Source organism: Arthrobacter humicola, assembly GCF_022803015.1.
Taxonomy (GTDB): Bacteria; Actinomycetota; Actinomycetes; order Actinomycetales; family Micrococcaceae; genus Arthrobacter; species Arthrobacter humicola_A.
The window spans coordinates 291,532-311,889 of the sequence record NZ_JAFKON010000001.1 but is presented as its reverse complement, the minus strand read 5'-3'; the positions used below and the strand labels follow the sequence as shown (position 1 = coordinate 311,889).

The following is a 20,358-nucleotide window of genomic DNA, read 5'->3' as shown; positions in this document are numbered from 1 at the left end:
CTGTGCATGATCGGAGTGCTGTGCATGATCGGTGATCCCCATGCTTGCATGGAGGCCGCACCGGCGGATAGGGCCGGGCATCGCCGTGCCAACCGCGCAAGCCGAGACGGTGCCGGGGGCAACACGGCCACGCGCAGTTCCGCAGTCCGCCAGGTCTTGGCAGCGGCGACCCCCGCGCCTACCCTTACGGATTATGAGCAACTTGTTGCCTGTAGCGCAGCCGGTTCGGGCGACGTCCAGTCGCTGGGAACGCCGGGACAAGTTCCATCTCGCCGGCATCACCGGCTTCGTCTTCCTGCTCAATGTGGTCGGCTGGAGTGTGCTGACCCTGGCCGTGGCTCCGCAGAACTTCGCGCTGGGCCGCTCCGGCGTGTACGGGGTGGGGCTGGGCGTTACCGCCTTTCTGCTGGGGGTGCGGCACGCGTTCGACGCCGACCACATCGCCGTCATCGACAACACCACCCGCAAGCTGGTCGGCGAGGGAAAGGCCGCGCTGGGGGTGGGCTTCTGGTTCTCGCTGGGCCACTCCACCGTGGTGTTCGGCGCGGCGCTGCTCCTGGCCCTCGGCGCGAGGGCCATGGCCGGCACCGTGCAGGACGGGGACTCGGCGCTGATGCAGACGCTTGGACTGGTGGGAAGCGTCGTGGCTGGAACGTTCCTGATCCTGATCGGCCTGATGAACCTCGTCTCGGTGGTCGGCATCGCCCGGGTGTTCCGCGGAATGCGGACCGGGGAACTGGACGAGGCTGAGCTTGAGCACCAGCTCAACAACCGGGGCTTCCTGGCAAGGCTCCTCGGCGGAACCATCCGGCGGATCACCAAGCCATGGCACATCTATCCCGTCGGTCTGCTGATGGGCCTGGGATTCGACACTGCCTCCCAGGTAGCCCTGCTCGTGCTCGCCGCCGGTTCCGCGGCCTTCTCCCTGCCCTGGTACGCCATCCTGGTCCTGCCGGTGCTGTTCGCCTCCGGAATGAGCATTTTCGACACCGCCGACGGCGTGTTCATGTCGAGGGCTTATGGGTGGGCGTTCCTGAAGCCGGTCCGCAAGGTCTTCTACAACCTCACAGTCACGGTGCTCTCGGTGATTGTGGCCCTGGTGGTCGGTGTCACCGTGCTGCTTGGGCTCGTGGCGGACAAGTTGGGACTCGAATCGGGGCCGGCGGCCGCCATCGGTTCGCTGGACCTCGAAAACGTCGGGTACATCATCGTCGGCCTCTTCGTCATCATCTGGCTGATCGCGCTCGCCGTCTGGAAATTTGGCCGGATCGAGCAGCGCTGGAGCCACGCCGGCACCAGCTGAGCCGATGCTGGCACAACGTAGGTCAGCAGCTGGGCGAGTCGAACTCGTAGGCCCCCGAATCGGCAGCGGCCGTCCCGTTGCAGTCCCCGTCCTGGGGCACGGGACTTCCGGCGAGGTCGACGGCGGACAGGCTCGTTCCGGCGCGGTCGATGGCCGGGCTGGTGCCGGGAGGCCCACCGCCAACCAGCCGGCCGTGAGGATCAGGGGCTTACGGCTGCGCGGGCAGAATTGATTCTCATGGCGTGTGGGCGGGGGTTGTAAAAAGCTTGGGCATGATCAACCAGAGCTTTATCTCAAACAGCGCTGTATAATTTATTTTGGTCAACAAAAGTGCCTGACCGGACCGGTCCCAGCGCGGAGACGTCGCACCGCCTACCTCAGTTCCTTCGTTCTGGAGTCTTGCCATGATGCCGCGCCCTACCCGCCCAGCCCTGGACAATCCGCCCCGCAGGCGTCGGTGGAGGCGGGGCCTGCGCATGGCGGGGGTGGTGGCGCTGAGCGTTGCCGGCTTGCTCGCCGCCTCGACGTCGGCCAATATCATCCTGGAACAGATCGAAAAGTCCCACACGGTCGCATACGGCGAAAAGGTTCACCTCATTGAGGGAACCATCAATGTCATCCGCACCGGCGAGACCGGGCCGACGGTCGTGCTGCTCAGTGGACTCGGGACCCCTGCCCCGGGGCTCGATTTTGCCCCCTTGGTCCGGGAAATGCGCGGCTTCCGAACAGTGATTGTTGAGGGATTCGGCTACGGCTTAAGCGACATGACTGCCCGGCCAAGGACCGTAGAAAACATCGCCGAAGAACTTCATGAAGTGCTGTCAAAGCTCGGCATCAGGGCGCCCTACACTCTCATGGGCCACTCGATCGCCGGCTTTTCCACGCTGTACTACGCGAACAAGTATCCAGCGGAGGTGTCCGCCGTTATCGGCATCGACCCCACCGTCCCGGCCAGCAGGATGTCTACGGGCGGAACCACCGACCACGCCGAGGTGCCTGCAGCGGACTACTGGTGGGCGCATGCACCCTCGACCACAGGCCTGGTCCGCTGGGCCACGGCGCTGGGTTTTGGAGAACCCGGCGGCGGCAGCTTCACGGCAGCTGAACGCCAACAAATGCGTCAGATAGCGAGCTGGAACTTCGGCAACCCGGCAGTCACTGATGAAACTCTCCGGATGGGCGAGAATGCCGCCAAGCTCCAGGATCTCCGCTACCCCGACGCCCTTCCGGTGCTCTACTTCCTGTCACAGGACACGATGAACCAGCAGCCGGACTGGTACGGCGCGCACGAACGGCAGCTGGCCAACGTACGGCGCCACGAGCTGGTGGTCCTTGGGGGCGAGCACTACCTGCACTGGACGCAGTCCAAGGCCATGGCAAAGAAGATCACCGAGTTCCTGCGCCACGGCGGCACCCAGTAGATCTAGTGGAGAGATTTATCGGTCGGCAGGTCCGGCGGGACCAGGAGGGCCCGGATCGTTGACGGAAGGATCTTTGCCGCCGCCACCTCATCCAGTCGTTCCGCCCGGATTTCGGCCGCCGCGCTGTGGAGGATGGCGTAGAAGCAGGCGGCCTGCCACGTGAGGGAATGATCGGTACGGAAGATCCCCTCACTCCTGCCCTTTTCCAGTACCGACACCACCCGGGCCAGCGGCTTGTCGTGGTGAGCCCTGATTTGGTCGGCTGAGAGGTATGGTTCGGCCGCCGCCAAAAGCGCGTTGAATTGATGGAGGACCCGCCAGGATGACTGGACGATCTCCTGCAGGGAGTTCCAGGTGTCTTGCTCGATGTCTACAGCGGCGAGTTCGGCCTCGGCGCGGTCCATGGCCCTCTCGAACACGGCGCCAACCAGGTCCTTCCGGTCTGCGAAGTGCCCGTAGAGGGTCACCCTGCCCACCCCCGCAACCCGAGCAATTTCAGCCATGCTTGCCCCGGGATTGTCACTGAGGCGTGTCAACGCGGCGTCAATGATGGCATCTTTGTTCCGGACGGCGTCCGCCCGCTTGGTGCGTTCTTTCTGCACTTCCGGCACCGGCCCTCCCAGCCCCTTCGACTACTCAAACAATGATGTTCAGGTTACCAGCGAGAACACTTCAGCGGCCCGGACCATCCGGTTCGGGTGAGGTGCCGGCCGGCGGAGCGGTCCTATGGTCAGGGCATGGGACTATTGCGGCACCGGCATGACGAACCCATGGGCGAGCGGTTTCAGATGCGCGAGAAACTGCTGTCGATCGGGGACGACTTCTGGATCGAAGACAGCCACGGCCAACGCGCCTACAAGGTCAACGGCAAGGCGGTCCGAATCCGGGACACGTTCGTTTTGGAGGACGCCTCGGGAAACGAGGTGGCGCGCATCCAGGAGCGCAAGCTCTCGGTCCGGGACAAGGTGGCCATCGAACGCGGCGGCGACACCGCCGCGACGGTGCACAAGGCCCTGGTAGGGTTCCGGGACCGCTTCTCGATCGACGTTCAAGGCGGCCCCGACATGAAGGCACACGGCAACATCGTCGACCACGAGTACGAGATCGAGCGCGACGGCCATACGGTCGCCACGATCTCCAAGAAGTGGTTCCGCGTGCGCGAGTCCTACGGCGTCGAAATCGCGGGCGGCGAGGACGTCCCGCTCCTCCTGGCGATCACCGTCGCCATCGACTCCTTGACCTAGCCTGTCCAGGCACCATGTCGCCCAGGAAAAGCACCGGATCCCTAGTAGCCGCGACCCTGTGGAGGCTGTTCGGCTTCCTGACGGCGAGCGCGGTTTGCGGCGTCCTGGCCGCCAGCCTTCTGGTCCCCACGGTGGCCGCGACCGGCGTCGCCGTCAGCGACTCGATCAAATTGTTCAACAGCCTCCCCTCGGAACTGACAGTTGATCCGCCGTCGGAATCGACCAGGGTGCTCACCGCCGACGGGAAACCGATCGCCACCTTCTATGCTGAAAACCGCGTGAAGGTCCGGCTCGACCAGATGTCCCCGTACATCAAGGACGCGATCGTCGCGATCGAGGACCGCCGCTTCTACGAACATGCCGGCATTGACCCCCAGGGGATTCTCCGGGCGCTGGTGTCCAACCTGACCGACGGCGGCAGGCAGGGTGCCTCCACCCTGACCCAGCAGTACGTCACCAACGTGCTCAACGAATCCCTCGTGTCGGCGGACAAGGGCGACCAGATTGTCCTCAACGGGCAAAAGAGCATGGCCGACAAGATCCGCGAGATGAAGCTCGCCGTCGAACTGGAAAAGAAATACACCAAGGATCAGATCCTGGAGGGGTACCTGAACATCGTGTTTTTCGCCCGTGACGCCTACGGCATCGAAGCCGCGTCCCGCTACTTCTTCAACACCACTGCCAAGGATCTCACCCTGCCGCAGGCTGCCCTGCTGGCAGGCCTCGTGAACAGCCCCAGTTTCTACAATCCTGACGTCCATCCGGAAAGCGCCGTCCAGCGGCGCAACCAGGTTCTCGCCAAGATGCTCAGCTATGGCGCCATCACCCAAGCGCAGCACGATGCGGCCGTGGCCGCCCCGGTGGATCTCAAGATCACCCCCGGGAGGCAGGGGTGCGCCGGCGCGGAAATGGCACCGTACTTCTGCGACTACGTTTCCCACCTCATTCTCAACAACCCGGCCTACGGCGCGGATATTGGCGAACGCGAGCGGAAGCTGTTCCGCGGCGGCCTGACCATCACCACCACCCTGGACAGCCGGCTCCAATTGGCCGCGCAGGCGCAGGTCGATGCCACGGCCGGGGCGAACCCGGACAAATGGGGCGCCGCGATGGTCTCCATCGCACCCGGCACCGGCAAGATCCTGGCGATGGCGCAAAACACCGTGTTTCTCCCGGCACCTGGCAAATTCGACACGCAACTGAACTTCAACGTCGATTCCAAGGACGCCAACGGCAACGATCTCAACGGCGCCGGCGGATTCCAGCCCGGTTCCACCATGAAACCGTTCACGTTTGCCGAATGGCTCAACGAGGGCAAATCCCTGACCGCCATGGTGGACGCCTCCAGGCGGTCCTATCCCCTCGGGTTTCCATGGAGGTCCAGCTGCGGCAGGGTGCTCGGCGCCTACAGCACCAGCCAAAAACAGCTCGGCGCCGCGGATGACCTGCAGAACAACGACCCCGGGTACTACCGCAGGATGCCCGTCAACTACGGTCTCTACAACTCCATCAACACCGCCACCTTCGCCGAGGCCACTCAGCTAGATTTCTGCGGCATCCAGAAGATGGTGGACGCCGCAGGGATCCACAGCGGCGTGGACAACGCCCGGGTGAACATGCACCAGCTGGGCAACCTGCTGGGCGCCATCGGCGTGGCGCCGCTCCATCTGGCCAACGCGTTTGCCACCTTCGCCAACGACGGAAACTACTGCGCACCGATTGCCATTTCGGCAGTGAACGACGCGGCGGGACAGAAACTGCCGGCCGAGACCAGCGCCTGTCACAGGGCGATCAAGCCCGAGGTCGCCCGCGGCGTGAACGCCGTGCTGCAGGACGTGCTGAAACGCGGGTCCGGCGTTTACATCAAGCCCAAGGTCCAGGAGCGGTTCCCGGTCGCGGCCAAGACGGGCACGTCCAATACCAATGGCGCCACCTGGGTGGTGGGCTACACAAGCGGCCTCGCGACGGCTTCCTTCTTCGGCGACGCCTTGGAGGGCCAGAAGCGGCCCGGGCAGAACATCACCGTCAACGGCAAGTTCTACAAGGCCATTGACGGGTACATGCTCGCCGGCCCGCAGTGGGCGAACTACATGCTGCAGGTCGCCGGGTACTACCCCACCGCCCCCTTCCCGGCGCCGCCGGAGTCCATGACCCGGACGCCCTCCGCGAGCCGCACGCCCCCTACGACCCGCACGCCGTGCTTCCCCGGTTTTAATAGTGCGTTGTGTCGCTGACACTGGCCCGAAATGCTCTGGATCCAATGCCGCGCTCTATGCCAACGGGGCCCGGAGCCTCTATCCTCTTGCCATGGGAGACGGGGCCAATTTCCGGCGAGGGGAATCGCGCCACCGCGCGCGGGTGGCTCATGAATCCCGATAGCGCCCAGCCTCACGACAACTACGACGCGTTCCTGTCGAGGCTGGACGCCGCCACCAGCAGCCTGAGCACCCGGGCCGCGTCGCTGGACAAAGCACTGGCAGCCGTTTCCCTCCTCTTGGGACCATCTGAGTCCGCCGTTCGGAAATGGGAACGACGGCGCCATTACGTCGGTGAGCAGCTCGCCGTTCACTCGGGGTCCCCGCAGTCCTACACCGCGCTGTGCGAGCTCCACGTCGTGGCAGGAAAGATGGAAGCAATGCTCCGGGGCCGTGTCCAGCGTGTCACCGAGAAGCTGGCGGTCATGCAAGGGCGTCGTGAGGCCATCGACAAGTCATTGCTGGAGCTTGAGCTGAGCAGAATTAAGCTGACGTCGTCCCGGATGCTGTCACAGGACCGCGAAAAGTTGAGCAGCATCTTTTCCGAAATCGCCGGCTCCACCGCGGCCAAAGGAGCCATTCCCGATATGGGGTTGCTGGGCGATCTCAAGGAAGCACGCGAGGCAATCATCCTGGCCGAAGCGCTCATGGAAGTGAAGGGGTACTAATCATGGAAATTTCACGGCGCGATCAGCCCCGGAAGGACATCGTCGCCCTCGTTCGCTGGTCAAAGAAACCGGGCGAAAACCCCGTCTTCAAGTTCGTCATGTCGAGTATTTTGGGGCTGATCGTGTGCCTGTTCCTGATGATCTTTCTGCCCTTCCTCAGAAGTTTCGGTGCCCTGGTTTTGTTCACCCTCTTCTTCGCCGCGCTTCTGACGGTGCGCACGGTCATGGCCCAGCAGCGCTTCATGCGGGGGCTGACCAAGAGGATCAATGACACCCTCGCAGAGGTCACGAGCAGCCCGGGTGACCAATTGTCGGTCAGGCAATTCCGGCACATGACCAAGACCGGCGAGCAGCTTCCGCTCCTTGTCAGCGGCGTACCCGGGCTGAACCTGCATGTGGCCCGGGCGTCAACTCTGGAGAAACATGCCCCCGAGAAATGGGTTGCGGTGTTCACGGTTGTGCCTCCGGACAACGGAACCGCCAGCTTCGACCGCCTGGTGGCGGCAGCAGTCAACGCCGGCCCCGGTACCACCAGCGCGAAAGCGTCCTAGCGGCGGGAGCTTGCCCCCGTCGTTGTTCCAAATCATTCAGCGCCGCTGGTGGCTCTTCGGCTATGGCGGGCAAGCGGGACGTTCTGCCCTAGCCTCTGGGCCCCGTACGCCCAACAGTGAGGACATGACGACCACGTCGGGTCGCCGGCTGTCTCTGCTCAAGAACTTGTGGGTTGCTGTCTTCTTCCCTCCCAGGAGTGCAGAGAATTCAGAGATCTGGTTCCGGGGACCGAAAATGACGCCAAGACAACATGTTGACAGGGTGAGCGCCGAGGACATGATGTCCTTGGACGCGGACATCGGCTCAGCGCCAATGCAAGTCGGGGCCATCCTCATGCTCAGCACGGAAGGCAGCGAAGATTCGGCACCCCTCCTGGAAGCACTGGCGCGTCGGCTCGGCACTGTCCCCCGGCTGCGCCAGCGGCTGGTCTCTGTCCCCTTCGGCTGCGGGCGGCCCATTTGGGCGGATGATTCCGGCTTTGATCCGGCACACCATCTGGGCGTGATCGCCTGTCCGGCGCCCGGCGGTGAGGAAGCGGTGCTGAACATTGCGGCCGAAATGCTCGCTGCGCCGCTGTCCCGCGACCGTCCTCTCTGGTCAGCCAAGCTCATCACCGGCGTAAGCCCGGACCTGTCAGCGCTTGTTTTCGTCTTTCATCATGTCCTCACAGATGGAATTGGAGGTCTCGCCGTCCTGGATGCCCTGGCAGCCGCGGAAGCCGGGTGGGACGGTCGCCGGGAGCCAGAGATTCCATACTCGGCGCTGCATCTGGCCATTGATGCTGCAAGGAGCCGAGTCAACGCACTGGCCGGGCTCCCGGCCGCACTGCGGACCGCAGCCGCCGGAGCCTCCGAACTGCGGCAGACGGGCAAACCCCGGGCTGCCCGCACCTCACTCAACCGCCCGACAGGTCCGCAACGGACGCTTGCCGTCCTCCGCTGCGACATGGAGGCAGTCAGAACCGCCGCGCACATGCAGGGAGCGACGGTCAACGATCTCATCCTCACCGCCGTCGCGACAGCCCTGCACCGCCTGCTCCTGGCACGGGGCGAATATGTTGAAGAGTTTGTCATCTCCGTGCTGTTTTCTGCACGCCGCCACACGACAATCACCTATCTGGGGAACCGGAGCGGCATCATCCCGGTGACCGTTCCCGCGGTCGGTCCGGCCAAGGGAAGGGTGGCAGCCGTTGCCGCAACGATGAGGAGTGTCAAGCAGCGGCCTCCCGGGGCCTCCACTGCAATCATCGGCCCCATATCCCGGGTCGCAGCGCACCTTGGCGCCTACCGCTTCGTCATAGACCACCAACACCTTGTCCATACATTTGTCACGAACCTGCGGGGACCCGAACGCACCTTGGTGGTCGCGGGCAGGCCGGTAACCGGGATCATTCCACTCGGAGCGATCAGCGGCAACGTAACGGTTGCCTTTGCAGTCCTCTCCTACGCCGGCACGCTGACCATCACCACTATCGCCGATCCCGGGGCGTGCCCGGACCTGACAGGACTGCGTGACGAACTTTCCAGCGCCCTTGAAGCTCTGATGGTGACTGGGCCTTCATAAGCTTCGACCCGAGGACATCCGTTCATGAAGAGCCGTCGGCTCGGCGCATTCTCCGCGTGTGGATCCTAAGGGACTGACCGAGCGCACACCGGATGCCTGTGGACATCCGGACGTGGCTGTTCCAGAATCGGGAATGTGCCCAGGACCGAGCAGTACGGGCTTGTCTTCGACGGTGACCTGCCGCCGATGCGTTCCCTGCGCACGGCGTGGCTGCTGGCATTGTTTCTGGGCTTCAGCGGAGCGGACAGGTTCTACCTCCACAAGCCGGTTACCGGCACCTTGAAGCTGTTGACGCTGGGCGGCGCCGGCATCTGGTGGCTCATTGACCTGTTCCGGATCACCAATGAGTACGCCGCCGACGGGGCATCCATGCCGTTGGCCGGGACCAACTCCCTGCGACGGGGCCTGCGTCTGGCCTCGACTGTCCTGGTCGTCACCCTCGCCGGTGCGTTGGTCTGCGTCAGCGCCGCCCCCGTCACCGGGACTGTGACCGCCACAGTTGCCGCGATGAACGCAGTGCTGCATCCGGCCCCGCCGCCCCCGGTGAAAGAATGGGTCACCGTCGCGGAGGCCTCCGGCACGAAACCCCCGGCCCCACTCGTAACCCTCACCGGCAGGCTTCACATTGAGTACACCTTCACCGGGGCCGCCATTGCCTATCTCCAACCCGTGAATGGACCTGCCCTCACCGTGCTGTCCCTGGCCATGGCCGGCGCCGGGGCGATCGGCATCAGCCTGGCTCCGGGGACATACGCGCTGATAGTCAGCACTAATGGAGCCGTCTGGCACCTTACGGCCCAGGAATACCGGCCCTCCGGGTAGCGTCACGGTGCGCCGTCACATACCGGGCCGACGACAGGGAAGGACTGGGACCTGACCGTTCCCTATTGAAGAGACGCGGTCAGGCGCGCCAGATTGTCGAATACTTTTTGGGCTACGGGCCGCCGGATCCAGTCTTCGAGCTGCAGCTCGCGGCTTTCCACGCGGTACCCGTCTTCGATCCCGCGAATGGCGTCCACAAAATCGCGCCCGTGCACAAGTACGGATACCTCCATGTTGAGGCTGAAGGAACGCACATCCATGTTACTGGACCCAATCACCGCAACTTCCTCGTCAATAGTGAAGTGCTTGGAGTGCAGCACCTTCGGTGCCCGGTAAAGGTAAATCCTGACGCCCGCGCGGAGCAGTGCTTCGTAGTACGAACGCTGCGCGTGATAGACCATGCTCTGGTCACCGACTTCGGAAACAAAGAGCTCGACGCTTAGCCCCCGCGCAGCTGCCGTGACAATAGCCATCAGGATGGATTCGTCCGGGACAAAGTATGGACTGGTGATGCTGACGCGTCGCTCAGCTTTGTGGATAAGCGTCGCGTAGAGCTTCAAATTGTTGTCGTTGTCGAAGCTGGGGCCACTGGGCAGGACTTGCGCGTCGACGAGCGCAGAATGATGGCTGACGCCGATGGCGCTGGAATCCAGTGGCAGTATCACACCCGCTTCGCTGTACCAGTCCGTCGCGAAGACCGCATCCAGCTCCCGGACCACTGGTCCCTCAACGCGCATCATCAGTTCGTGCCACTGAAGCCCGCGCTTCAGGTTGCCCTTCGTGTCGTAGCTCGCGTCGATGAGGTTCTGGGACCCCGTGAATCCCACGCGGCCATCGACGACGCAGATCTTCCGGTGATTGCGCAGGTCCGGCCTCTGCCATTCGCCACGCCAAGGCCGCACCGGCAGCATGGGGCGATATTCCGCCCCTATCTCCTGGAGGAACTCCAAGGTTTCTTTCCGGCCGGGGAACTTCAGGCCAGCCAGGTGATCGGACAGAACCCGCACGTCAACGCCGCGCCGTCGTGCCCGGGCCAGCGACTGAAAATACGGCTCTGTCGTTGCGTCCAGCACGAGGATGTAAAACTCCACGTGCACATAACTTGTGGCCGAATCAATATCAGCGATCATGGCATCGAAAGCTCCGTTGTAGTCGCCCAACAGGGTCGCACTGTTGCCCGCGACCATTGGGAGCGCCCCAAGGTTGCTGTTCAACACCACCGCCGAATGCAGCCATTCCGGCCAATCAAGGCCGCGGCTTATGAACGGACTGCCTTCAGTCCGGGCCAGGACCAGAGCGTTGACTTCGCGCTGCTTGTCCCTGCGCGCCTTGGGCAGTTTCGAGTAACCAACAAAGAAATATGCGACGGCACCAAGGATCGGTATGAAAATTATGGCGAGCACCCAGGCAATAGCAGAGGATGGACGGCGATTCATCGACACCAGGACAGCTGCGACGGTCACGAGTAGTATGTGGGCCGCCAGCAGGAGCAAGGCAAAAGTTTCAGCGTCCTGGAAGGATCCGCGCACGGCTGCCTAAACGTACTTCAAGGCACGAACGCCGTCAGACCAGCACCCGGCTCTTGGTTCCGTCAAAATATCCCAATAGTCTTCCCGGAAACTCATTTGCTTTTCCTGCTCTCAAAGATGCGTTCTCGTTTCCGGGACGGCATGTCCCTCAGCCCTACCTTTGGAGGGTATGACCATTGTTTGCATTAGGTCCGGCATGGGCCTCACCCGCTGCGGGTGAAATTCCGGAAATGCATGGCGCGAGCTCCGAGACGTGTCCGACCAGCTGGGCCGGCAGGCGACTGCCATGGCCCGTGGTGGCTGCGCGCCCGCGCTCAAGCAAACGGGCCGGACCCCACCTAGGGGGGCCGGCCCGTCCACCCTTTGAGAGCCGCGAGAGCTTTCTAGGAGAGGGCCCCGTCCGCCTTCACGGCAAGGACGGGCCGGTCGGCCTGCATGAGGATGCGCTGGGCGTGGCTGCCCAGGATGAATTTGCCGACCTGTGAGCGGTGCCGCAGGCCAATGACAATCAGGGATGCGTTGACCTCGCGGGCGACGTCCAGGAATTCATCGGCGAGGTCGTCACGGTACGGCGGCTGGATCACCGTTGCCCTGATTCCGGCCTCCGTGGCCCGGCGGCCGGCCTCCTCCAGGATGTCGGAGCCGGCAACGGCTTTGTCCACCAGGGCGCCTTCGCGGGCGGAGTTGACGATCACCAGGTCTTCGTTCCTGAGCATGGCTTCGGCAATGCCGGCGGTCAGCGCGGCCTCCCCTGCCGGTGTGGGGACGAATCCGACGATGATGCTCATACCTTCTCCTTGATTTTCGTGGTGATGGGCTGTTCGCTTGGCGCCGTCGTCCACTTCGCCAGGAGAGTCCGGATGCCCGGGAGCACGGCTACCAGGACGAACACGATGAGCAGCGTCGCGGAGATGGGGCGGGTGAAGAAGCCCGTGGGATCGCCGCCGAACACGAGAAGTGAACGGCGCAGTGAGCTCTCCAGCAGGGACCCGAGGACGAACGCCAGGACCAGCGGACCGGGTTCAAAGCCGAACTTCTTCATCAGGTATCCCACGATCCCAAACACCACGACAAGCGTCACATCGAACATGCTGTTGTTGATGGTGTAGGCACCAAGCAGCGTGATGAGGGCGGTGACCGGGGCCAGGATCGCGGCGCGGACGCGGAGGATTTTCACGAAGATTCCGACGAGGGGCAGGCTCATGATCAGCAGCAGGATGTTGCCGATGTACATGGAGTTGACCACGCCCCAGAACAGCCCGGGGTCCTGCTCCACCAACTGCGGGCCCGGCGTCACACCCTGGATCAGCAGGGCACCGAACATCAGGGCCATGGTGGCGTTAGCCGGGATTCCGAGGGTCAGCAGCGGGATGAACGACGACGTTGCTGCGGCGTTGTTGGCGGTTTCCGGTCCAGCGACGCCCTCCGGGGCCCCTTTACCGAACCGTTCCGGCTGCTTGGCGCGCTTCTTCTCCATCGCATAGGAGGCCATCGATGCGATGGTGGCACCGCCACCGGGCAAAATGCCGAGGAAGAACCCGAGGACAGAACCGCGGGCGATCGCGCCGGAGGCCTGCGCGAGATCCGTCCGTGATGGCCAGACGTTCGTGACCTTGGACGGCGCCTTGGCGGCGCGGTGCCGCTCTTCGAGGTTGTAGAGGATTTCGCCCAGGCCGAAGATGCCCATGGCGATCGGCACGAAATCAATTCCGTCGGCCAGTTCCAGGTTGCCGAAGGTGAAGCGGCTTTCGCCGGTGAAGATGTCCCGGCCGACCGTTGCCAGCAGCAAGCCGACGGCGGCGGCGATGAGTGCCTTGGTCTTGGCACCGTTGCTGATGGTGGCGACCAACAGGATGCCGAGCAGTGCGAGCGCCGAGTATTCGGCCGGGCCGAAGTCGAGGGCAAAGCTCGCCACGACGGGCGCCAAGAAGGTCAAGCCAACGATTGAGGCGGTTCCGCCGATGAACGAGCCGATGGACGCCAGGCCAAGTGCGGTACCGGCCTTCCCCTGTTTGGACATCTGGTAGCCGTCGAAGACGGTCACCACGGACGAGGCTTCGCCGGGAAGCCGCAGGAGCACGGAGGTGATGGTGCCGCCGTACTGTGCGCCGTAAAAGATGCCCGCGAGCATGATGATGGCGGTGACGGGTTCGACGTTGTAGGTCAGCGGCAGCAGGATGGCGATGGTTGCCGCGGGCCCCAGACCGGGCAGGACACCGATCAACATGCCGATGACGACGCCGATCAGGCAGTAGAGGAGGTTGCTCGGCTCCAGGACAACGGCGAATCCGTTGATCACGGGATTTAGAAAATCCACGGGGTTCTCCTAGAAGAGGTGGGGAATGGAGGTGTTGAGCGCAAGGACGAAGATTCCGTAGAACGCCGCCACGACGATCGCGCTTACCAGCAGGGTGGAGCGCCACGTTTCGCCGCCGAGGAAGCGCATCCAGATGATGCACAGGACGAGGGCGGGCAATTCAAAACCGATGGCCGGCATCAGCGCGACCATGGCGGCGAGGGTGACGAGCCCTGTCAGGGGTGCGGAGGACATGCGGGTGAACTTCTCCGCGTCCCGGTTGTGCCGCCCGACGGTCAACTGGAAGAGGCCCAGGACCACCATGACGCAGCTGATCATGAACGGCCACAGCCCGGGCTCCGGCGCTGCCGGAGTGCCGAGGCCCATGGCAACGGACAGGACCAGGGCGCCGGTGCCGACGCCGAGAACCACTAAGGAGGATGCCGCATTTGCCAGCGCTCCGGCGGCGGGCGGCTTCTCTTCCTCCCACTGCGCGGCGAGTTGCTCCGGCGTGAGGTCCTCCAGAACGTCGTCCCCGGGAGCTTCGGGGGCGTTCCCGCCGGAGGGGGCCGCGGGGCGGCTTCCCCCTCCGGCGGGCACTGAAGAAGGTGAAGACGACACTTGGATCACTTCGTTCCGCTGAGGCTGATGTCGTACTTCTCCACCAGCGACTTGTACTTGGCGGCGTAGTCCTTCCACTGGGTGACAACTTCCTCGCCGGAGATTTCCTTCGGGGTCAGCATGTTCTTCTTGTTGAATTCCTTGTAGGAATCGGACTTGAAGGTCTCCTTGATGGCAGCGAGCAGCTTGTCCTTCACGTCCTTGGGCGTTCCTTTGGGAGCGGCGACGGCGCGATACTGCGCCACGGGAACGTCGTAACCGGATTCCTTGGCCGTAGGCACATCCGGGAGGAAGGAGTTCCGCTCCTCCGAAAAGACGAGCAGCGGTGTGACCTTTCCGGCCTTGATCTGCGGCATGGCTTCGCCGAGCTGGATGGTGGACACTTCTACCTGGTTGCCGAGGACCGCGGTGAGGGCTGGCTTGCCGCTGTCGAACGGTACATCGGTGCCCTTGATGCCGGCCTGCTTGAACAGGACGGTCTGTGCCAGCTGGCTGCCGGTGCCCACGCCGGTGGTGCCGAACGTGATATTGCGCCCTGCTCCGGTCAGGTCCTTGATGCTGTTGAAGCCGGAGGCCTTGCTGGCGACCAGCACGTAGTCGTCCTGCGACAGGCCGGCAATGATGTCCAGGTCGTCGATGCTGACGGCCTCATCCGCGGTGACCGCAAGCGGGGTGATCGTGATCAGGGACGCGGTGACCAGAAGGAGGTTCTGGCCGTCGGCGGGCTTGCCGGCAACTTCCTTTGTGGCCAAGGCGCCGTTGGCCCCTGGCTTGTTCACCACAGGCATCGGGGCGCCGAGGGTTTTGGAAGCGCCCTCGGAGATGGCGCGGGCAATCAAGTCGGTGCTGCCGCCGGCGGCCTGGCCCACGGTGAGGCTTACGGGCCCGTTCGGATATTTTGAAGAATCGGTACTGCCGCCGGCAACATTGCCGCAGGCCGTCAGCGCCAAGAGCGTGACGGCGGATGCCGCTCCAAGTACGGTGCGGCGCGAAGGGAAGTGCATCATTGAAACTCCTCATTGATGATCAGGGCCAGCGCCCCGGAAGCATGTGAACCGCGTCACTGCCGGTTCGCTGTGTCGAGTGTAGGGAGCGGCTATGATGCATGTCTAAGCCCAAATATGCATCGAGTGATACCGGGAAGGCATCATGTTTACCTTTGACCAGCTGGCCGGATTCATCGCGGTGGCAGAAGAGCTTCACTTCGGCCGCGCGGCGGAACGCCTGAACATGACCCAGCCTCCGCTGAGCCGGCAGATCCAAAAGCTGGAGAAGGCCGTCGGCGCCGAGCTGCTGGAACGGGACAACCGGAAGGTCCAGCTGACCCCGGCGGGAACCGCCTTCCTGGAGGAAGCCAGGCGGTTGCTGGCCCTCGCCGAACGCGCCCCTGTCACCGCCCGCCGGATCGCATCGGGCCGCTCCGGCCTTCTGCGAATCGGTTTCACCGCGGCCAGCGGGTTCAGTATCTTGGGGCCCCTGCTGGAGGAGATTTCGGCGATCCTTCCCGACGTCGACGTCGACCTGCAGGAAATGGTGACCGGTGAACAGATCCAGGCCCTGGAAACGGGAGAACTGGACCTGGGGCTGGCACGTCCGCCCTTCGACAAAGACGTTTTTGATTCGCGGCTTCTTTACCGCGAATCCATGATGGTGGCCGTTCCGGCCGGCCATCCCCTGGCCCGCCGCGGCGGCATTGTCGGGAACGAGGACCTCAAGGACGAGGCCCTCATCATGCATTCGCCACTGCAGGCCCGGTACTTCTACGACCTCGTGATCCGCATGCTGCCGGTGCAGCACGGCAACGTGGTCCACACGGTCAGCCAGATCCTCACCATGGTCTCGCTGGTGGCGGCCAAACGCGGAGTCGCCTTTGTGCCCCGGTCCGCCACAGCGCTGGGCATCCAGGGGGTCGAATTCCTCCCGCTGGCCAGCAGCCACGGCGAACCCGTGGAGCTCCATGCCATCTGGAGCCGTAAAGTGAGCAATCCCGCCCTGTCGCGGCTGCTCGGCGCCCTGGACTTCCAGCTGGACTAAGGTCGCCACAATGCACTGAAGGTATCAATGCATTCAATAATGCACTTGGACAGGCATGAGGCGGCAAACCTAGTCTGAAGGGGAACCGCACTTCCCCGCCGACTCGGCGCATACCCGGAGGACCCCACCGTGGCAAAATACGCACCCCAGGAACTGGCCAACGTCCTCAAGGACGGCCTGCTCTCCTTCCCCGTCACCTCGTTCGACGAACAGCTCCAGTTCGACGAAGAGAACTACCGCAAACACCTCGCCTGGCAGGCCAGCTTCCCGGTCGCCGGACTCTTCGCGGCCGGCGGAACCGGGGAGGGCTTCTCACTGACCCCGGCCGAGTCCGAGCGCGTCGTCCGCGCCGCCGTCGGGGAAGTCGGCAGCATCGTCCCGGTCCTGGCCTCCGCCGGCGGCTCCACCGCCCAGGCCATCGAAAACGCCCGCGCCGCCGAGGCCGCCGGCGCCGACGGCATCCTGCTGCTCCCGCCCTACCTCACCGAGGCGGACCAGGGCGGCCTGATCGACCACGTCAGCGCCATCTGCCGGTCCACCTCCCTCGGTGTCATCATCTACAACCGTGCGAACGCGATCTACAAGGACACCACCGTCGCCACCCTGGCCGACCGCCACCAGAACCTGATCGGCTTCAAGGATGGAGTCGGAGACCTCGAACACGACGCCCGGGTCTACGCCAAGCTCGGCGACCGCCTGTTCTACCTCGGCGGCCTCCCCACGGCCGAGACGTTCGCCCTCCCGCTGCTGCAGCTGGGCATGAGCACCTATTCCAGCGCCATGTACAACTTCGTGCCGCAGTTTGCGCTGGACTTCTACCAGGATGTCCGCAACCACGACCGGGTGGCCGTGAACAAGAAGCTGAACGAGTTCGTGATCCCCTACCTGGACATCCGCGACCGGGTGAAGGGCTACTCCGTCTCGATCGTCAAGGGCGGATTGGCCGCGATTGGCCGCTCCGCCGGCGGGGTCCGCCCGCCGCTGCAGAACCTGGCGCCCCAGGACCTCGCAGACCTCAAGTCCCTTATCGCCACCGTTTCCTAGGAGGATGCACCGTGACACTCACCGGACGCTCACTCATTGCCGGCCAGGCCGTCGCCGGGGACGGCGCGACGGCGTACGCCTTCAATCCCGCCACGAACGAACGGCTCGAACCCGGCTACACGCTGCTCACCGGGGAACAGCTGAAGGACGCCACCGCAGCGGCCGCCGCGGCCTACCCCTCCTTCAGCACGCTCGACCCGGAAACCCACGCCCGGTTCCTTGAGGCCATTGCCGGGAACATCGAGGCGATTGGCGAGGAACTCATCACCCGAGCGGGCCTCGAGACCGGACTACCGGCCGCCAGGCTCCAGGGCGAGCGGGCGCGCACCACCGGCCAGCTCCGGCTCTTCGCCGGCGTCGTACGCCAAGGGGATTACCGCGGGGTCCGGATCGACCCGGCGCTGCCTGACCGCGCTCCGCTGCCGCGGGCGGACATCCGGCAGCGGCAGATCCCGCTTGGTCCCGTCGCCGTTTTTGGTGCGAGCAACTTCCCGCTGGCCTTCTCGACGGCGGGCGGCGACACCGCCTCCGCCCTCGCCGCCGGCTGCCCCGTGGTCTTCAAGGCCCACAATGCGCATCCGGGCACCGGCGAACTCGTCGGCCAGGCCATCGCCAAGGCCGTCCGCGACACCGGGCTGCACCCGGGCGTGTTCTCGCTGATCTACGGTCCGGGCACCAGCATCGGCCAGGCGCTCGTCGCCGATCCAGCCATCAAGGCCGTCGGCTTCACCGGATCGCAGTCCGCCGGCATCGCCCTGATGCGCACCGCCGCCGCCCGGCCCGAACCCATTCCCGTCTATGCGGAAATGTCCTCGCTCAACCCGGTGTTCGTCTTCCCCGGCGCCCTCGACGGCAACGCCGAAGAAATCAGCGTTCTCGCGCGGCAGTACGTTGCCGCCGTCACCGGCAGCTCCGGGCAGCTGTGCACCTCCCCCGGCCTCCTGTTCGCCCCCGCCGGCGCGGCCGGCGACGCCTTTGGCGCCGCCGTCGGCCGGGCCGTGTCCTCATGCGCCGGGCAGACCATGCTGACCGAAGGCATCGCCGGGTCCTGGCACGCCGGAGCCGATGCACTGGGTTCCGCCGGGAACGTCAGCGTCGTCGGCCAGGGCGCCGACGGGGCGACGAAGAACGCCCCAGCTCCGGCCATCTTCGGCACGTCTGTCGCCGAGTTCGTGGCCAACCCCGTCCTGCACCAGGAAATCTTCGGCGCCGCCAGCCTGATGATCCGCTACTCCACCACCGAGGAGCTCGTTGACGCCGCCCAGCGGCTCGAAGGCCAGCTCACGGCCTCCCTGCAACTGACCGAGTCGGACTACCGCGCCGCTGCCCCCCTCATCCCGGTGTTGGAGCAAAAGGTCGGCCGGATCATCGTCAACGGCTGGCCGACCGGCGTCGAAGTTGGCCACGCCATGGTGCACGGCGGCCCGTTCCCCGCCACATCCGACACCCGGACCACGTCCGTGGGTACATTGGCAATCAGCCGGTTCCTGCGCCCCGTCGCCTACCAGAACCTGCCACAGGAACTGCTCCCGGCGCCGCTGCAGGACCCCAACCCGTGGCGGCTGAACCGCCGGATCGACGGCGTCGTTCAAGCCTCCGCAGCAGAAGAGGCAGCAACAGAGAAAGCAGAGGTCAACGCGTGAGCACGCGGCCCACCATTGCCCACGTTGAAGTGGTCCCCGTTGCCGGGCACGACAGCATGCTGATGAACCTCAGCGGCGCGCACGGCCCGTTCTTCACCCGCAACATCGTTCTTATCACCGATTCGAATGGCCGCACCGGACTCGGCGAAGTGCCGGGCGGGGAAAAGATCCGCGCCACCATCGAGGAAGCCGGCATCTTCCTGGCCGGCCAGCCGGTGGCCCGCTACCGCTCCCTGCTCCGGGACGTCGCGGCGAAGTTCGCCGACCGCGACGCCGGCGGCCGCGGCCTGCAGACCTTTGACCTGCGCACCACCGTCCATGCCGTCACCGCGATCGAATCCGCCCTCCTTGACCTGCACGGTCAGTTCCTCGGCGTCCCCGTCGCGGAACTGCTCGGCGACGGCCAGCAGCGCAGCTCGGTGCCCATGCTCGGTTATCTGTTCTTCATCGGCGACCCCGGCCGAACGGATTTGCCGTACCTGGTGGAGGACGCGCCGGCGGACCGGTGGGAAAAGCTCCGCCGGCAGGAGGCCATGACACCGGAGGCCGTGGTGGCCCTGGCCGAAGCCGCCCAGGAACGCTACGGATTCAGCGACTTCAAGCTCAAGGGCGGCGTGCTCTCCGGCGACGCCGAGGTGGATGTGGTGACGGCCTTGGCCAGGCGTTTCCCGGAGGCCAGGATCACCCTTGATCCCAACGGCGCCTGGCTCCTGGAGGAGGCCGTCCGGCTGGGCCAACGCATGCAGGGCATTGTGGCCTACGCCGAGGACCCCTGCGGCGCGGAAGGCCGCTTCTCCGGACGCGAGGTCATGGCCGAATTCCGCCGCGCCACCGGGCTGAAGACCGCGACGAACATGATCGCGACGGACTGGCGCGAAATGTCCCATGCCATCCGCAGCAACGCCGTGGACATCCCCCTCGCGGACCCGCATTTCTGGACCATGCACGGTTCCGTCCGGGTGGCCCAGATGTGCGCCGAATTCGGCCTGACCTGGGGATCGCACTCGAACAACCACTTCGACATCTCGCTCGCCATGTTCACCCACACCGGGGCGGCCGCCCCGGGAGAAATCACGGCGCTGGACACGCATTGGATCTGGCAGGACGGCCAGGGGCTCACCAAGGAACCACTGCAGATCAAGGAAGGTGCGATCAGGGTTCCGGACGCTCCGGGCCTCGGAATCGAGCTGGACCGCGCCGCTCTGGACAAGGCACACCAGCTGTACCTGGAACACGGCCTCGACGCCCGCGACGACAGCATCGGCATGCAGTACTACATTGACGGCTGGTCCTTCGACCCCAAACGGCCCTGCCTGATTCGATAGAGACTGCTCGATAGGGACTGCTCACTAGGGTCTGTTCG

The 20,358-nt window shown here is 64.7% G+C and carries 18 protein-coding genes; 12 read left to right on the top strand and 6 right to left on the bottom strand.

Annotated elements, in window-relative coordinates; translation table 11 throughout:
• Nucleotides 1-193 precede the first annotated feature (193 nt).
• Nucleotides 194-1,303, top strand: a complete 1,110-nt coding sequence (locus ARTB_RS01370) for a HoxN/HupN/NixA family nickel/cobalt transporter (RefSeq protein WP_243177287.1) — start codon at nt 194-196, stop codon at nt 1,301-1,303.
• Nucleotides 1,304-1,791: 488 nt separating this feature from the next.
• Complete coding sequence (locus tag ARTB_RS01365) at nt 1,792-2,724, top strand: alpha/beta hydrolase (protein ID WP_243177286.1); 933 nt, start codon at nt 1,792-1,794, stop codon at nt 2,722-2,724.
• Nucleotides 2,725-2,726: 2 nt separating this feature from the next.
• Here the strand turns inward: ARTB_RS01365 and ARTB_RS01360 are convergent, their stop codons facing one another.
• Nucleotides 2,727-3,227 carry a TetR/AcrR family transcriptional regulator gene (locus ARTB_RS01360; RefSeq protein WP_243177285.1) on the bottom strand — a complete coding sequence of 167 codons (501 nt, stop codon included), beginning with the start codon at nt 3,225-3,227 and terminating at the stop codon, nt 2,727-2,729.
• Between the two features lie 234 nt (nt 3,228-3,461).
• Between ARTB_RS01360 and ARTB_RS01355 the strand changes: the two genes are divergently transcribed.
• The 6 genes from ARTB_RS01355 to ARTB_RS01330 all read left to right on the top strand — a co-directional run bounded on the left by ARTB_RS01355 (nt 3,462) and on the right by ARTB_RS01330 (nt 9,828).
• Complete coding sequence (locus ARTB_RS01355) at nt 3,462-3,968, top strand: LURP-one-related/scramblase family protein (protein WP_243177284.1); 507 nt, start codon at nt 3,462-3,464, stop codon at nt 3,966-3,968.
• 14 nt (nt 3,969-3,982) lie between these two features.
• On the top strand, nt 3,983-6,202 hold the full coding sequence (locus tag ARTB_RS01350) for a transglycosylase domain-containing protein (protein WP_243177283.1): 2,220 nt from the start codon (nt 3,983-3,985) through the stop codon (nt 6,200-6,202).
• Nucleotides 6,203-6,333: 131 nt separating this feature from the next.
• A complete protein-coding gene (locus ARTB_RS01345) occupies nt 6,334-6,891 on the top strand; it encodes a hypothetical protein (RefSeq protein ID WP_243177282.1) in 558 nt (185 codons plus the stop codon).
• Between the two features lie 2 nt (nt 6,892-6,893).
• Nucleotides 6,894-7,442: a hypothetical protein gene (locus ARTB_RS01340; protein WP_243177281.1), complete on the top strand. Its 549-nt coding sequence runs from the start codon at nt 6,894-6,896 to the stop codon at nt 7,440-7,442.
• A 262-nt stretch (nt 7,443-7,704) separates the two neighbouring features.
• The gene (locus ARTB_RS01335; RefSeq protein WP_243177280.1) at nt 7,705-9,006 is read left to right on the top strand and encodes a wax ester/triacylglycerol synthase domain-containing protein; all 1,302 of its coding nucleotides are present in this window, start codon (nt 7,705-7,707) and stop codon (nt 9,004-9,006) included.
• A gap of 135 nt (nt 9,007-9,141) precedes the next feature.
• Nucleotides 9,142-9,828 carry a TM2 domain-containing protein gene (locus ARTB_RS01330; protein WP_243177279.1) on the top strand — a complete coding sequence of 229 codons (687 nt, stop codon included), beginning with the start codon at nt 9,142-9,144 and terminating at the stop codon, nt 9,826-9,828.
• A gap of 62 nt (nt 9,829-9,890) precedes the next feature.
• On the opposite strand, the gene cls is transcribed toward ARTB_RS01330, so the two are convergent.
• The 5 genes from cls to ARTB_RS01305 form a co-directional block, all read right to left on the bottom strand.
• Nucleotides 9,891-11,357, bottom strand: a complete 1,467-nt coding sequence (gene cls, locus ARTB_RS01325; RefSeq protein WP_308197205.1) for a cardiolipin synthase — start codon at nt 11,355-11,357, stop codon at nt 9,891-9,893.
• Between the two features lie 383 nt (nt 11,358-11,740).
• Nucleotides 11,741-12,145, bottom strand: coding sequence for a universal stress protein (locus tag ARTB_RS01320; protein ID WP_243177278.1), 405 nt, complete (start codon nt 12,143-12,145; stop codon nt 11,741-11,743).
• Nucleotides 12,142-13,674, bottom strand: a complete 1,533-nt coding sequence (locus ARTB_RS01315) for a tripartite tricarboxylate transporter permease (RefSeq protein ID WP_243177277.1) — start codon at nt 13,672-13,674, stop codon at nt 12,142-12,144. Before ARTB_RS01315 ends, ARTB_RS01320 begins: the two co-directional genes overlap by 4 nt.
• Nucleotides 13,675-13,683: 9 nt before the next feature.
• Nucleotides 13,684-14,253: a tripartite tricarboxylate transporter TctB family protein gene (locus tag ARTB_RS01310; RefSeq protein WP_243177276.1), complete on the bottom strand. Its 570-nt coding sequence runs from the start codon at nt 14,251-14,253 to the stop codon at nt 13,684-13,686.
• Nucleotides 14,254-14,279: 26 nt separating this feature from the next.
• Nucleotides 14,280-15,281: a Bug family tripartite tricarboxylate transporter substrate binding protein gene (locus ARTB_RS01305; RefSeq protein ID WP_243177275.1), complete on the bottom strand. Its 1,002-nt coding sequence runs from the start codon at nt 15,279-15,281 to the stop codon at nt 14,280-14,282.
• 142 nt (nt 15,282-15,423) lie between these two features.
• On the opposite strand from ARTB_RS01305, the gene ARTB_RS01300 reads away from it, so the two are divergent.
• From ARTB_RS01300 to ARTB_RS01285, 4 genes are all read left to right on the top strand, one after another.
• Nucleotides 15,424-16,308 (top strand): LysR family transcriptional regulator, encoded by an 885-nt coding sequence (locus tag ARTB_RS01300; RefSeq protein ID WP_028277910.1) that lies wholly within the window; start codon nt 15,424-15,426, stop codon nt 16,306-16,308.
• 129 nt (nt 16,309-16,437) lie between these two features.
• Nucleotides 16,438-17,352: a 5-dehydro-4-deoxyglucarate dehydratase gene (gene kdgD, locus ARTB_RS01295; protein WP_028277909.1), complete on the top strand. Its 915-nt coding sequence runs from the start codon at nt 16,438-16,440 to the stop codon at nt 17,350-17,352.
• Nucleotides 17,353-17,363: 11 nt separating this feature from the next.
• The gene (locus ARTB_RS01290; protein ID WP_243177274.1) at nt 17,364-18,995 is read left to right on the top strand and encodes an aldehyde dehydrogenase (NADP(+)); all 1,632 of its coding nucleotides are present in this window, start codon (nt 17,364-17,366) and stop codon (nt 18,993-18,995) included.
• Nucleotides 18,992-20,320 (top strand): enolase C-terminal domain-like protein, encoded by a 1,329-nt coding sequence (locus ARTB_RS01285; RefSeq protein WP_243177273.1) that lies wholly within the window; start codon nt 18,992-18,994, stop codon nt 20,318-20,320. Before ARTB_RS01290 ends, ARTB_RS01285 begins: the two co-directional genes overlap by 4 nt.
• Nucleotides 20,321-20,358: the final 38 nt, after the last annotated feature.

What these genes read in the sequence shown, in the direction of transcription:
- ARTB_RS01305 (WP_243177275.1), bottom strand. Translation starts at nt 15,281, where the DNA reads ATGATGCACTTCCCTTCGCGCCGCACCGTACTTGGAGCGGCATCCGCC.
- ARTB_RS01320 (WP_243177278.1), bottom strand. Translation starts at nt 12,145, where the DNA reads ATGAGCATCATCGTCGGATTCGTCCCCACACCGGCAGGGGAGGCCGCG.
- ARTB_RS01355 (WP_243177284.1), top strand. Translation starts at nt 3,462, where the DNA reads ATGGGACTATTGCGGCACCGGCATGACGAACCCATGGGCGAGCGGTTT.
- ARTB_RS01360 (WP_243177285.1), bottom strand. Translation starts at nt 3,227, where the DNA reads ATGGCTGAAATTGCTCGGGTTGCGGGGGTGGGCAGGGTGACCCTCTAC.
- ARTB_RS01345 (WP_243177282.1), top strand. Translation starts at nt 6,334, where the DNA reads ATGAATCCCGATAGCGCCCAGCCTCACGACAACTACGACGCGTTCCTG.
- ARTB_RS01340 (WP_243177281.1), top strand. Translation starts at nt 6,894, where the DNA reads ATGGAAATTTCACGGCGCGATCAGCCCCGGAAGGACATCGTCGCCCTC.
- ARTB_RS01350 (WP_243177283.1), top strand. Translation starts at nt 3,983, where the DNA reads ATGTCGCCCAGGAAAAGCACCGGATCCCTAGTAGCCGCGACCCTGTGG.
- ARTB_RS01370 (WP_243177287.1), top strand. Translation starts at nt 194, where the DNA reads ATGAGCAACTTGTTGCCTGTAGCGCAGCCGGTTCGGGCGACGTCCAGT.
- ARTB_RS01300 (WP_028277910.1), top strand. Translation starts at nt 15,424, where the DNA reads ATGTTTACCTTTGACCAGCTGGCCGGATTCATCGCGGTGGCAGAAGAG.